The organism is Bacillus sp. RCC_6_1 (assembly GCF_041360755.1).
Classification (GTDB): domain Bacteria; phylum Bacillota; class Bacilli; order Bacillales; family Bacillaceae_G; genus Bacillus_A; species Bacillus_A cereus.
This window is the reverse complement of sequence record NZ_JBFUPV010000002.1, coordinates 951,210-965,176: the sequence shown is the minus strand read 5'-3', so window position 1 is coordinate 965,176 and position 13,967 is coordinate 951,210. Positions and strand designations below refer to the sequence as shown.

Here is a 13,967-nt window from a genome sequence, read left to right as displayed (position 1 = left end):
GTCACCCCTGGTTTCTATATAAATTAAGCATCTCCATTTCGCAGATGGAACATGCAATCTCTATTTAAATGTTAAAAAAGGGAGAGGAATAACTCCTCGCCCTTTTTACGTTTATTGAATTTCCAGTGTTACTTTTTCATCATTATGATGTCCCACTGAATACAAGAGCATTCGAATCGCTTTCGCAACTCTCCCTTGCTTTCCAATGACTTTTCCAACATCCTCAGGATGTACAGTTAATCGATACTTTATCTCTCCGTTGCAAAGTTCCTGTGTAACTTTTACATCTTCAGGATAATCGACAAGAGGCTTGACAATCGTCTCGACTAACTTCTTCATAGTCATTGCCTCAATTACTTACCTTGTTTAGATAAGTGGAATTTCTCCATGATACCTTGGTTAGAGAATAAGTTACGAACTGTATCAGATGGTTTAGCACCATTTCCTAACCATTTTAATGCTGCTTCTTCGTTGATCTTAACTTCAGCTGGTTGAGCAACTGGATTGTAAGTTCCGATTTCCTCAATGAAACGTCCGTCACGAGGAGAACGAGAATCTGCAACAACTACACGATAGAAAGGAGTTTTTTTAGCTCCCATACGTTTTAAACGAATTTTAACTGCCATTTATAAAGCACCTCCGAATTTATTTCACACAGATAATTATATTAGCAAAAAGACTATTGCTTTGTAAAGTATTTTTTCTTAACAGAGCCATCTTTTTTTCCTTACATGAATGGAAACTTCAATCCACCTAGTCCTTTTTTCTTACCTTTTTGCATTCCCGTCATCGTCTTCATCATTTTTTTCATGTCATCGAATTGCTTAATTAGACGATTGATTTCTTGTACAGTTGTACCGCTACCTTTGGCAATGCGCTTTTTGCGACTAGCATTGATTATTTCCGGTTGTTCTCGTTCTAATTTAGTCATAGAACGAATAATTGCCTCAATATGCCCAATTTGTTTTTCATCAACTTGCGCATTTTTCAGCCCTTTAATTTTATTTGCACCAGGAAGCATTCCTAACAATTCATCAAGCGGCCCAAGTTGGCGCACTTGTCCAAGTTGTTCTAGGAAATCGTCAAGCGTAAACGAAAGCGTACGCATTTTTTGCTCAAGTTCTTTTGCTTTCTCTTCATCAACTGTAGCTTGCGCTTTTTCAATTAACGTTAAGACATCGCCCATCCCTAAAATACGGGATGCCATACGCTCTGGATGGAACGCTTCAATTGCATCTAGTTTTTCACCCATACCAGCAAATTTAATCGGCGTGTTTGTTACAGCCTTAATAGATAATGCAGCACCACCGCGCGTATCACCATCTAATTTCGTTAATACAACACCTGTTAAACCTAACTGTTCATGGAAACTTTGTGCAACATTTACCGCGTCTTGCCCCGTCATCGCATCGACAACAAGGAAAATTTCATCCGGTTTCGCAACTTCTTTCACTTTCGCTAATTCATCCATTAATTCTTCATCAATATGCAGGCGACCCGCTGTATCGATTAAAACATAATCGTGATGATCTTCTTTTGCTTTTGCAATCGCTTGTTTCGCAATTTCAACAGGACTTACTTGATCTCCTAAAGAAAATACAGGCATGTCCAATTGCTTCCCTAATGTTTCAAGCTGTTTAATCGCTGCTGGACGGTAAATATCCGCTGCAACAAGCATCGGTTTACGATTATGCTTTTTACGAAGCAAATTCGCAAGCTTACCTGTCGTCGTTGTTTTACCCGCACCTTGCAGACCAACCATCATAATAACAGTCGGTGGCTTATTAGCAACAGCAATTTTGCTTTGCTCTCCGCCCATAAGTTCTGTAAGTTCTTCCTGTACAACTTTAATTACTTGTTGTCCAGGTGTCAAACTTTTCATTACATCTTGTCCGACAGCACGTTCAGACACACGCTTCACAAAATCTTTTACTACTTTAAAGTTAACATCCGCTTCTAAAAGAGCTAGACGAACTTCTCTCATCATTTCTTTCACATCGGCTTCAGAAACTTTTCCTTTGCCGCGGATTTTTTGCATTGTCTGTTGAAGTCGGTCGGCTAATCCTTCAAATGCCATATTGCCGCCCTCCTAATCTAATTTTTCGATAGCTTCAACAACTTGTTTCATTTCTTCATTCACATGCTCTTCTTCGCTGATTAGCTGTTTTAGCTTTGCAACAAGTCGCTGTCGCTCTTGAAACTTTTGAAGTAATACTAATTTTTCTTCATATTCTTCAAGCATCGCTTCAGTCCGTTTAATGTTATCATACACGGCTTGGCGACTTACATCAAATTCTTCCGCAATTTCACCAAGAGATAAATCATCTAGATAATAAAGCGACATATAACTTCTTTGTTTTTGCGTTAACAACGATTGATAAAAATCAAATAAATAGTTCATTCTCGTTGTTTTTTCGAGCATGTTGGATCATCCTTTGTTAAGTGATTTCCCTTTACATGAATTAGTTTACATGTAGTCCAAAAGAGTGTCAAGTTTTTTTCTTAACATCATATATTTTTTATAGAAAAAGAAGCGGAAATACCGCTTCTTTCGCTTATACTTCTTCTGTTTCTACTAAGTTCGCAAATAAACCATACACATATTGTTCTGGATCAAACTGCTGCAAGTCATCCATTTGCTCTCCTAATCCAACAAACTTCACCGGTACATCCATTTCGTTACGAATCGCTAATACAATACCACCTTTAGCAGTTCCATCTAACTTCGTTAAAACAATACCAGTTACATTCGTTGCTTCACGGAATGTTTTCGCTTGGCTTAAACCGTTTTGTCCTGTTGTTGCATCAATAACAAGCAATACTTCATGAGGAGCACCTGGTACTTCACGCTCAATTACACGCTTCACCTTCTCTAACTCTTTCATTAAGTTCACTTTATTTTGCAAGCGTCCTGCTGTGTCACATAGTAATACATCTACCTTACGTGCTTTCGCTGCTTGTACAGCGTCATACATAACCGCCGCTGGATCAGATCCAGATCCTTGTTTAATCACTTCTACACCAACGCGATCGCCCCATACTTCTAATTGTTCAATCGCTCCAGCACGGAATGTGTCTCCTGCCGCCAATAGGACTGACTTACCTTCTGATTTAAACTTATGCGCCAGTTTACCAATTGTCGTCGTTTTTCCTACACCATTAACACCAACAAATAAAACGACCGTTAATTGGTCCTCTTGCATATTAATTTCGTTACTAAAATCGCTGTCACCTTTGTAAATTCCTACTAGTTTTTCTGAAATAACAGCTTGTACTTCTTTTGGATCTTGAATGTTACGACGTTGTACTTCTTCTTTCAATTGGTCAATTAATTCCATTACCGTCGCAACGCCAACGTCTGCACCGATTAAAATTTCTTCTAACTCTTCGAAGAAATCTTCGTCCACTTTACGGTAACGATACACTAAATCATTCACTTTATCCGCAAATGAATTTCTCGTTTTTTCTAATCCTTGTTTAAATTTCTCTGTAACTGTATCCGTTTGTTTTGAAATTTTTTCTTTTAGTTTTTTAAAAAAACTCATACTTTCCCATCCTTCCTATTCACTTGCAATAAGTTCTTCTCCGGCGTCTAAACGAACCGAAACAAGTTTAGATACCCCCGATTCTTGCATTGTTACACCGTACAACACATCAGACTCTTCCATTGTACCTTTTCTATGTGTAATTACAATAAACTGCGTCTCATCACTGAATTTCTTTAAATACTGTGCAAAACGAGCTACATTCGCCTCATCAAGGGCTGCCTCTACCTCATCTAGTACACAGAACGGTACTGGGCGTACTTTTAAAATACCAAATAAAAGCGCAATTGCTGTTAAAGCACGCTCTCCACCTGAAAGTAAACCTAAGTTCTGCAGTTTCTTCCCTGGCGGTTGTGCTACAATATCAATACCCGTATTTAGTAAATCCTCGGGATTAGTCATTACTAAATCCGCTCTACCGGCTCCAAATAATTCAGAGAATACCGATTGAAACTCCATTCTAATGCCTTCAAACGTAGTAGAAAAGCGTTTTTTCATTTCTTCATCCATTTCGGTAATAAGCTGGTGCAATGTCGCTTTCGCTTCTTCTAAGTCGTCTCTCTGCTCTAGTAAGAATGTATGACGCTCCGCTACACGTTCATATTCATCAATTGCCCCTAGGTTCACTGTACCTAACTCTTCTATGGATAATTTGATTAATTTTACTTTCTTACGCGCATCTTCTGCAGGCATTGTCATTGTATATTTTAGTTTTGCCGCTTCAAATGAAATCGTATATGTTTCACGTAAATGTTGTAATCTATTTTCCAACTCTACATCCAGTCGATTTATTCTCACTTCTTGATCTTTCAACATTTCAAGAACATATTTATGTTTACCTGTCGTTTCTTTCAAATTGCGCTCTAAATGTTCTACTCTCTCTTGCAACGATACACGTTGTTCACGACGAGAGCGAATTAATTCTGAAGTTTGATTACGATCATATGCTTTCTTCTCAATCATATTCGTAATTTGCTCTTCACCACTTGAATTAGATGTCATTTCTTGTTTTAAGAACGCTAAATCCTCTTTCGTTTTTACAAGTGTCGCATCCGTTTCTTCTTTTTCCTTCGTCAATCGTTCAACTTTTTCTTTTTGATTAGATAAGCGTTGTTGCTTTTCAGCTGCCAGCACTTTTAACTCAGTCATTTCTTTTTGAACTTTTTCTTTCGAAGAATGTTGCTCACTTTTTTGTTTTGTTAAAGCTACAATTTTACTATCTAACTTAGTGATTTCAGCTTGAAGATTCGTTAAAACCCCTTCTAACTCCTCTTTACGCCCTTGCATTTTTACTCGATCTTGTAAAAACCCTTCAATCTCTAAATCATAAATAGACAACCGATCATTAATACGATGTTCTTCTAATTCTAAACGATTAATCTCTTCTCTTAATTTCTGCTCATCTACACGATCTGCTTCTACAGTTTGCCTTAGTTCGCGTATTTTCACTTCTTTTTCTTGAATCTCTTGTTTTACTGCTTTAACAAAGTTTTCTAACTTCGTTGTTTTTTCTTCCATATCAGTTAACTTGCGAGTCCACTCTTCCAGTTCACGTTGGCGTCCTAATAAAGAAGATTTCGCTTGCTTTACCGCCCCACCAGTCATAGAACCGCCAGGATTCACTACGTCACCTTCGATTGTTACAATGCGATAACGGTATTGCAGTTGTTTCGCCAACTCATTTGCTCCACGTAAATCTTTCGCAACAATAACAGTACCTAATAAATTTGAAACTACATTTTCATATTTATTGTTGTACTGCACAAGTTCTGCCGCCACACCTACAAACGATGGGTGTTGATTTGCAATGCGTAATTGCTCAAATGATAACGATCTGCTTTTAATAACAGCTTGCGGTAAAAACGTTGCACGTCCATGTTTATTTTGCTTTAGAAATGCAATCGCATTACGAGCATGTTCCTCTGTTTGTACAACAATATGCTGCATCGCTGCACCTAGAGCGATTTCCATTGCAACTTCGTATTCTTTCGGTACCGTTAACAGTTCCGCAACAGCACCCTCGATACCTTGCAACCTATTTTCTCTAGCTTTCAATACTTCACGTACACCTTGATAGAATCCAGAATAATCTTCTTGCATCTCTTCAAGCATTTCTTTTCGAGAACGTGCCTGTTGCACAAATTGATATGCTTGATACAGTTTTGTTTCATTTTCACTATACTGCGTCTTACATTTCCCAAGCGCCGCCTCTGTCTTCTGTATATTTGAGAGAATGCCAGCTACTTTTTCTTTCGCTTGTTCGTAACTTTCTACAAGTTTCGTCTTTTTCGCTGTAATTTCCATACGCATTTCTACATATTTCGCATTCTCTTCATCTAGACGCTCGTTTTTAGACGTTTGCTGTTTCGATTGTTCTTCAATCATAGATAATTCATTACGATGACTAGCTTGTTGATTTAAAAGCTCAATATAGTCACCTTTTAAATTCTCAATCTGTTCCTCTAAATTGTCAGCAAAAGTAGCAAGCAGTTGCTCATTATCATGCAATTTTTGCTCCAACTCTTTTACTTCATTCACAAATTGCATTAAAGATTCTGTACTTGACTCAATCTCACCATCGTAACTTTTAGCTTTCTCAGTTAATTCAACAATTAACTGCTCAAGTTGCGCACAATGCGTCGTAGCATTTTGCTTTCTTTCTTTTAACAACTCACGCTGCCCTTCTAGTTTTTCTAGCTCTTTACTAGAAAGAAGAAGTACTTCTTGCAACGAGTCTACAGACTCGTCTACCGCTTGTAATTGTCCTCGTAATTCCTCAAGCTCTTCTTCACTTTTTTGTAAATTCGTTGACATTTTAGCTTCTTCGTTTTTATTATGCCCAAACTGATTTCGAAGCGCTTCCCATTTCTCATGCAATTCTTCAATTTCATGAACAATAAGCGCAGCTTCTACTTTCTCTAATTCTTCTTTATTCTCAAGATAATCTTTCGCAATAGAAGCTTGTCTTTCTAAAGGTTCTACTTGACTACTTAATTCATGAATTATATCTTGTACACGATTTAAGTTTTCTTGTGTTTCTGCTAGTTTCCCTTCAGCTTTCTTTTTGCGAAGTTTGTATTTTAGTACGCCTGCCGCTTCTTCAAATACACCTCGACGCTCTTCTGACTTACTACTTAAAATCTCTTCCACTTTCCCCTGGCTAATAATTGAAAAAGCTTCTCTTCCCATACCAGAGTCCATAAATAAATCGATAATATCTTTCAATCTACATGATTGTTTATTAATATAAAAATCACTATCACCTGAACGAGATACACGACGTGTTACACACACCTCATTGTATTCAATTGGTAAACGTTGATCTTCATTATTTAAAGTTATTGTTACTTCAGCAACATTAACCGCTCTCCTCGTATCACTGCCTGCAAAAATAATATCCTCCATCTTTGCACCACGTAATGATTTTGCAGATTGTTCACCAAGTACCCAGCGAATTGCATCAGTAATATTACTTTTCCCGCTTCCATTAGGTCCTACTACAGAAGTTACACCTGGGACAAAATCAACAGATACACGCTCAGCAAAAGACTTAAACCCTGCTATTTCTAATCTTTTTAAAAACACGAAAGGCCTTCCTCCTATTCTCCGTCGTTATAAATGTTCTCTATATAAAAACAAGTATTATACGGATTTACCTTCTTTTTCTTTATAAACAAAAAGAAAGTTTCATTCTATGCATAAGGAATCCCCCTCATTCAAAGGGGGATTCCTTATAGTTGTTCTTTTAATTTTTTCAATGCTTCTGCAGCAGCTTGTTGCTCTGCTTCTTTTTTCGACTTACCACTACCAAGACCTAAAGCTACGTTATTTAACGTAACACGTGACACAAATTCTCGATTGTGAGCTGGTCCTTTTTCTTGCAAAATTTGATACTCAACATTGCCACTGCCATCACGCTGAATCAATTCTTGCAACTGACTCTTATAATCCATCACATGAGAAAAAGCACCCTCATTAATTTTCGGATATACAATTTCTTTTAAGAATTCCCAAACTGTTTCTAGCCCTTGATCAAGATAAAGGGCACCAATAAACGCTTCAAAGACATCCGCTAATAAAGCTGGTCGTTCACGTCCACCTGTCATTTCTTCACCTTTTCCTAATAAAACAAGGCTGCCAAATGACAATTCGTTCGCAAAACGAACAAGAGATGGCTCACATACAATAGCTGCACGTAGTTTTGTTAACTCTCCTTCGCTCATTGTCGGATATTTTTGAAACAGATACTGTGATACAGTCAGTTCCAATACTGCATCTCCAAGAAATTCAAGACGCTCATTATCTTCATGCGGTTTTTTTCGATGCTCATTCACATACGATGAATGCGTAAATGCTTGAATCAATAATTTTTCATCTGTAAACGTAATACCTATCTTTTCTTGAAACACTTTAAATGCTTCACGATATTTTGTTTCGTATTTTTTTTCTCTATATTTTCGGTACGGCATAGGTCCCTCCAGATATAAGCCAGAAAGCCCCGCTAAAAAACGGGACTTCACTTAAGCATTATAGATGACTCTCTATGTAAGTCACAGCATCGCCAACAGTAGCAATCTTTTCAGCATCTTCATCAGAAATTTCCATTTCGAATTCATCTTCTAATTGCATTACAAGTTCTACTACATCTAGGGAGTCTGCTCCTAAATCTTCCTTGAAGCTTGCAGCTGGTACTACCTCAGTCTCTTCTACTCCTAAACGATCAACGATGATTTTTGTTACGCGCTCTAAAACATCTGCCATTCCATTCACCTCCCCTCAAATATTATATTAAATATTGACCAAAAAAACTAGGTGAAATCGATTCTTTTATTACATTACCATACCGCCATCAACATTTAACGTTTGACCTGTAACATATTTGCTTTGATCAGAAGCAAAAAACGTTACAGCATTCGCGATATCTTTCGCTTCACCAAATTGAGCAGCTGGAATAACTTTTAACATTTCAGCTTTAATATTCTCATCTAGTACATCCGTCATATCAGTCGCAATAAAGCCCGGCGCAATTGCATTCACAGTAATATTTCGACTTGCTAACTCTTTTGCAGATGTTTTTGTTAATCCAATAACACCCGCTTTAGCAGCAACATAATTAGCTTGCCCTGGGTTTCCTATAACACCCACAACAGAAGCGATATTTATAATTCTACCGTGACGTTGACGCATCATATAACGAGATACTGCTTTTGTACATAAGAATACACCTTTTAAGTTTGTATTAATAACTGTATCCCATTCTTCTTCTTTCATACGCATTAATAAATTATCTTTTGTTACACCAGCATTATTTACAAGAATATCAACTTGTCCAAATGTATCTACTGTTTGTTTCACCATATTTGTAACATCATCAGCATTTGCAACATCTGCTTTTACCGCAATTGCATCAGAACCTAATTTCTTAATTTCATCTACTACTTCATTTGCTTTTTGTTCATTACCTGCATAATTTACTACTACATTTGTCCCTTGTTTCGCTAAATCGATCGCAATCGCGCGACCAATTCCACGTGAAGCGCCAGTTACTAATGCTACCTTCCCTTTTAACATCAGTTTTCTCCTCTCAAATTTGAAATGGTATCTTTTAATGTCTCTTCATCATATATCGCATATGCTTTCACTGATGAATCAATTGACTTCATAAGTCCAGCAAGTACTTTTCCAGGCCCAATTTCAATAAATGTATCTACTCCCTGCTTCACCATACATTCAATAGACGGGTACCATAATACAGGCGAATAAAGCTGTTCGATTAACTTTTCTTGAATGTCGGCACCACGTGTAATAACATCCGCCGTAACATTTGCAATAACAGGAATGTTCGTATCATGAATTGTAATTTCATTCAAAACACTTTGAAACTTCTCAGCTGCCGGCTTCATAAGTGAAGAATGGAATGGCCCACTTACTTTTAGTGGAATTGCTCTCTTTGCACCATTTTCTTTCGCTCTTTGAGAAGCAACCTCTACGCCTTGCTTCGTTCCAGAAATTACAATTTGCTTCGTACTATTCATATTAGCGATTTGCACTGCATATCCTTCACTTGTTACTTCTTCTGTAACTTGTTTCAGCATATGTGGGTCAGCACCTAATATAGCTGCCATTGCACCTTCCCCGCCCGGAACAGCTTCTTCCATATATTCCCCGCGTTTCCTTACAGCATATACCGCATCTTCAAAAGTTAATGCACCAGCTGCTACAAGAGCGCTATATTCACCTAAACTATGACCAGCGACAAAGTCAGGTGTAATGTCATACTCTTTCAAAGCTGTCAAAATAGCAAAACTCGTTGTTAATAATGCAGGCTGCGCATTTGTTGTTAATGTAAGCTTTTCCTGCGGTCCTTCAAAAATCACTTCTGAAAGTGAATCTTGCAACACCTCATCTGCTTTTGCAAACACTTTTGCAACCTCTTTATTATTCTCTGCTAATTGTTTACCCATTCCAACTGCCTGTGAACCTTGGCCCGGAAAAAGAAATGCTATTTTTCCCATTTCAAATCCTCCTCTTATTGGAGTGACTCTTTCTCCATTACGCTTGAAATTGTAGGAATTACTTCTTTCGCTACCATTTCTCTCGTTTGACGAATCGCACTAAATATCGACTGGTCATTAGAAGAACCGTGAGCCTTAATGACAGGTGCTTTCAATCCAAATAATGCAGCTCCTCCATACTCCGAATAATCCATTTTATCTTTTAATACCATAAGTTTTGGCTTTAATACCGCCGCTGCTAATTTACTCGTAAATGAACTCATTAATTGTTCTTTCAACATAGAGAATAGCGCAAGTGCTGTTCCCTCTAATGATTTCAACGCTACATTCCCTGTAAAACCATCACATACAACAACATCTGCTACACCTTGCAATAAATCTCTTGATTCAATGTTCCCAACGAAATTAATTGGCGCATCTTTAAGCATTGCAAATACTTGCTTTGAAAGCTCGTTTCCTTTTCCATCCTCTGTTCCAACGTTTAATAGTCCAACGCGAGGATTTTCAATTCCTCTTACCTTCTCAGCATAAACAGATCCCATTACTGCATATTGATATAAATGAATTGGTTTTGCATCAACATTTGCTCCAACATCTAACATAACAAAACCTTTTCCATCTACAGTTGGCATTGTAGGCGATAAAGCTGGTCGCTCAATTCCTTCCATACGACCGACAACAAATAATCCAGCTGCCATTAAAGCTCCTGTACTACCTGCGGATATACAAGCGTCTGCTTCTCCATCCTTTACTTGTTGTGCCGCAAGCACCATTGAAGCTTGTTTTTTTCGACGAACCGCTCTTACTGGTTCCTCCGTTGATTCTATTTTTTCGTCTGTATGAAGAATAGTAATTCGTTCATCACTCGTTAAGTATTGACGAATTTCCTCTTCTTTCCCTACTAACGTAATATGTAAATCAGAATATTCCTTAATAGCTTTCATTGCCCCTAATACTACAGCCTTTGGAGCGTGATCTCCGCCCATTGCATCTATTGCGATTTTCATAAGTTGTTACCTTCCTCACTATAATTACTAGATCGATACATTTCAAAAGTGCCTGTAAAAACAAGTTCTTCTCCAACGAAGCTACGCACTTTGACAACCGTCCGTCCCTTATCATTCTCTACATCTTCAACGCGCGCTTTTGCAACAACACGCTCTCCTAATTTTACAGGGCGAATGTATCGAATGGTAGACTTTGCAGTTAAAGCTAATTCTTCATCAATAACTGCAACAGCTAGTGAGTTTGCTTGCGCAAACAGATGATGCCCACGGGCAATTTGATTTCTTTTAAATACATGTTCTACCTTTACTTCAAAGATAGAGATTGCATGTCTATCTAATTCAATATCAATAATTTCTCCAACAACCTCTTCTAACGGTAAAGATTTCACATCTTCTTCATGTTGCTTTGTAGCTACATGTTTAATTCTCTCTCTTAATTCAGGAATAGACAATTCCATACGATCAAGTCGTACTGTTTGTATACTCACTTGAAATTTTTCCGCTAAATCTTCATCCGTAATAAAAGGATTTGATTCGATTGTTTGTTGTAATAACTCTTGTCTTTCTTTTTTACTTCTTCTTTTTTTCATACCGCACCATCCATTTTTATGACTAGGTACTAACAGTAGTATATAATCATTAAAAGTAGAATGCAACAAAAACTTTTGTTGACTCCCTTTAATCGAGCTTCTCTCCTTGGAACACACCTGTCCCATCAAGATACGTACGCAAGGCAGCGTACTGATCATTGTGCCAAAACGCTTCTGAATCTACTAGTATCGCCGCATCTTGCCTTGCTGTTTCTAACGCTCGATAATCATGTACCATGTCAGCAACCTTAAATTCTGGTAAGCCACTTTGCTTACTCCCAAAGAAATCTCCAGGACCTCGTAATTCTAAATCTTTTTCTGACAATACAAATCCATCATTTGTTTCAGTCATTATGCGCATTCTTTCTTTCCCTGTTTCTGATTTAGGGTCTGCTATTAATAAACAATATGATTGCTCACTACCACGGCCGACACGCCCTCTAAGCTGATGAAGCTGCGATAAACCGAAACGTTCTGCATCATAAATAACCATTACAGTCGCATTCGGTACGTTCACACCTACTTCAACAACTGTTGTCGATACAAGAATTTGCACTTTATTTTCACTAAACTGTCCCATTATCTCTTCTTTTTCCTGAGACGATAATCTCCCATGCATCAATCCAACTTGGCATTTCCCTTGGTAATGATGCGTCAGCATACTATGTAAGTCGATAGCATTTTGCACATCAAGTTTCTCAGATTCTTCAATTAGAGGACAAATAACGTATGCCTGTCTTCCTTTTTTTATCTCCTTTTCAACAAAACCGAGAACGCGATCTAACATATCATGTTTTGCCCAATATGTTTCAATCACCTTTCTACCTGCTGGCATCTCATCGATTATCGAAACATCCATCTCTCCAAATGCAGTAATTGCAAGCGTACGCGGAATTGGTGTCGCTGTCATAAATAATACATCTGGACTTTCACCTTTCTCCCGTAAAACTCGGCGCTGCGCTACACCAAATCGATGCTGTTCATCTGTAATAACGAGACCCAACCTATGAAATATAACTTCATCTTGAATTAAGGCATGCGTTCCAACAAGAATATCTATTTCTCCTTGTTCTAACTTCGCTAAAATTTCTCGACGTCTCGCACCTTTAACAGAACTTGTTAACAGTTCCACCTTCATACCAAAATGCGAAAACGTTTCAGCAAGCGACTGATAATGTTGCTCAGCTAAAATTTCTGTAGGAACCATTAAAGCACCTTGATAATGAGCTAATTTCGATGCATAAAGGCCAATCGCAGCAACAACTGTTTTCCCAGAACCAACGTCACCTTGCAATAGTCGGTTCATCCGATAAGGAGATGTCATATCTTTCAAAATTTCATCTACAACTCGGCGCTGCGCACCCGTTAATGGAAACGGCAGTGCATCGATAAATTCTTGTAATTCTACTGACGGAATCTCTTTCTTCGTCCCTTTTGAATTTTCCCTCTCCATTTTCCGGAGCGTTTGCATTTTCAGCTGAAATAAGAAAAATTCTTCATATACAAAACGGCGACGCGCTTGCTTCAAATCTTCCTGTCCTACCGGAAAATGCAATGCCCTAAGCGCTTCATATCTTGGTAATAATTTATATCGCCCTAACAAACCATCCGGTAACACTTCGACTATAGAATCTCCATATTCCTTTAACGCTTGAGCAATAAAACGACGCATCTGTTTTACTGTAAGTTTCCCCTTTACTGAATAAACAGGTTCCACTTCTTGTTGACGTACAACCGGCCCAAAATGAAGTTCTGATACAGCAATTGTTTGACGATGTTGATCCCATTTACCAGTAATCGTTACCGTTTCATCTAACTTTAATTTTTGCTTATAGTAAGGCCTATTAAAACATACCGCCGTAATTAAATACCGACCGACGAGAACACGAACTGTTAAACGCGATTTCTTCTTACCATAATATTGCAGCAAAGGAGCACTATGAATCTTCCCTTCAACCGTTACACGTTCATCATGCTTTACTTCAGCAAGATCTTTCATCGCATAATCTTCATAACGGTATGGAAAATGTTCTAATAGATGAGAAACTGTATAAATACCCATCTCATGTAGTAACTCAGATGTTTCTCCTCCGATCCCCTTTACATCCGTAACAGGAACTTGTACAACATCATTCAAGATTCTCACACCCCGTCACATTATTTTCTTTATTGCATTTTATTTGAGTACCAATTAGCATCTGTAATCGCTCTCTTTCACCTTATATATTCTATCATAGGCATTCTAAGAGAAACTACTCAAATCCCTTATATAAAACAAGTAAAAAAGAGCCTCACTATTAGCAGCAAGGC

The 13,967-nt window shown here is 37.9% G+C and carries 13 protein-coding genes; all 13 read right to left on the bottom strand.

All coding sequences use genetic code 11. The annotated features are described in order from the left end of the window. Window positions 1-111: 111 nt before the first annotated feature. A complete protein-coding gene (locus AB6801_RS11215) occupies window positions 112-339 on the bottom strand; it encodes a KH domain-containing protein (RefSeq protein WP_000737401.1) in 228 nt (75 codons plus the stop codon). Window positions 340-353: 14 nt separating this feature from the next. Further along, window positions 354-626, bottom strand: a complete 273-nt coding sequence (gene rpsP / locus AB6801_RS11210) for a 30S ribosomal protein S16 (RefSeq protein ID WP_000268750.1) — start codon at window positions 624-626, stop codon at window positions 354-356. Between the two features lie 101 nt (window positions 627-727). Further along, window positions 728-2,077 carry a signal recognition particle protein gene (gene ffh / locus AB6801_RS11205; protein WP_000863460.1) on the bottom strand — a complete coding sequence of 450 codons (1,350 nt, stop codon included), beginning with the start codon at window positions 2,075-2,077 and terminating at the stop codon, window positions 728-730. 12 nt (window positions 2,078-2,089) lie between these two features. Next, a complete protein-coding gene (locus tag AB6801_RS11200) occupies window positions 2,090-2,422 on the bottom strand; it encodes a putative DNA-binding protein (RefSeq protein WP_000891062.1) in 333 nt (110 codons plus the stop codon). A gap of 133 nt (window positions 2,423-2,555) precedes the next feature. Beyond that, a complete protein-coding gene (ftsY, locus tag AB6801_RS11195) occupies window positions 2,556-3,545 on the bottom strand; it encodes a signal recognition particle-docking protein FtsY (protein ID WP_000007655.1) in 990 nt (329 codons plus the stop codon). Window positions 3,546-3,560: 15 nt separating this feature from the next. Beyond that, entirely contained in the window at window positions 3,561-7,130 is a 3,570-nt protein-coding gene (gene smc, locus AB6801_RS11190) for a chromosome segregation protein SMC (protein ID WP_370941071.1), read from the bottom strand. Window positions 7,131-7,276: 146 nt separating this feature from the next. Further along, window positions 7,277-8,014, bottom strand: a complete 738-nt coding sequence (gene rncS, locus AB6801_RS11185) for a ribonuclease III (RefSeq protein WP_001146875.1) — start codon at window positions 8,012-8,014, stop codon at window positions 7,277-7,279. 58 nt (window positions 8,015-8,072) lie between these two features. After that, window positions 8,073-8,306, bottom strand: coding sequence for an acyl carrier protein (gene acpP, locus AB6801_RS11180; RefSeq protein WP_000786062.1), 234 nt, complete (start codon window positions 8,304-8,306; stop codon window positions 8,073-8,075). Window positions 8,307-8,375: 69 nt separating this feature from the next. Continuing rightward, window positions 8,376-9,116: a 3-oxoacyl-[acyl-carrier-protein] reductase gene (gene fabG, locus AB6801_RS11175; RefSeq protein WP_097999122.1), complete on the bottom strand. Its 741-nt coding sequence runs from the start codon at window positions 9,114-9,116 to the stop codon at window positions 8,376-8,378. Further along, window positions 9,116-10,060 (bottom strand): ACP S-malonyltransferase, encoded by a 945-nt coding sequence (gene fabD, locus AB6801_RS11170; RefSeq protein WP_000515903.1) that lies wholly within the window; start codon window positions 10,058-10,060, stop codon window positions 9,116-9,118. Before fabD ends, fabG begins: the two co-directional genes overlap by 1 nt. Window positions 10,061-10,074: 14 nt before the next feature. After that, on the bottom strand, window positions 10,075-11,067 hold the full coding sequence (plsX, locus tag AB6801_RS11165; RefSeq protein ID WP_000684098.1) for a phosphate acyltransferase PlsX: 993 nt from the start codon (window positions 11,065-11,067) through the stop codon (window positions 10,075-10,077). Beyond that, on the bottom strand, window positions 11,064-11,657 hold the full coding sequence (fapR, locus tag AB6801_RS11160) for a transcription factor FapR (RefSeq protein WP_000747349.1): 594 nt from the start codon (window positions 11,655-11,657) through the stop codon (window positions 11,064-11,066). The genes plsX and fapR overlap by 4 nt, the downstream gene beginning before the upstream one ends. Window positions 11,658-11,745: 88 nt before the next feature. After that, the gene (gene recG / locus AB6801_RS11155; RefSeq protein ID WP_001000813.1) at window positions 11,746-13,794 is read right to left on the bottom strand and encodes an ATP-dependent DNA helicase RecG; all 2,049 of its coding nucleotides are present in this window, start codon (window positions 13,792-13,794) and stop codon (window positions 11,746-11,748) included. Window positions 13,795-13,967 lie beyond the last annotated feature (173 nt).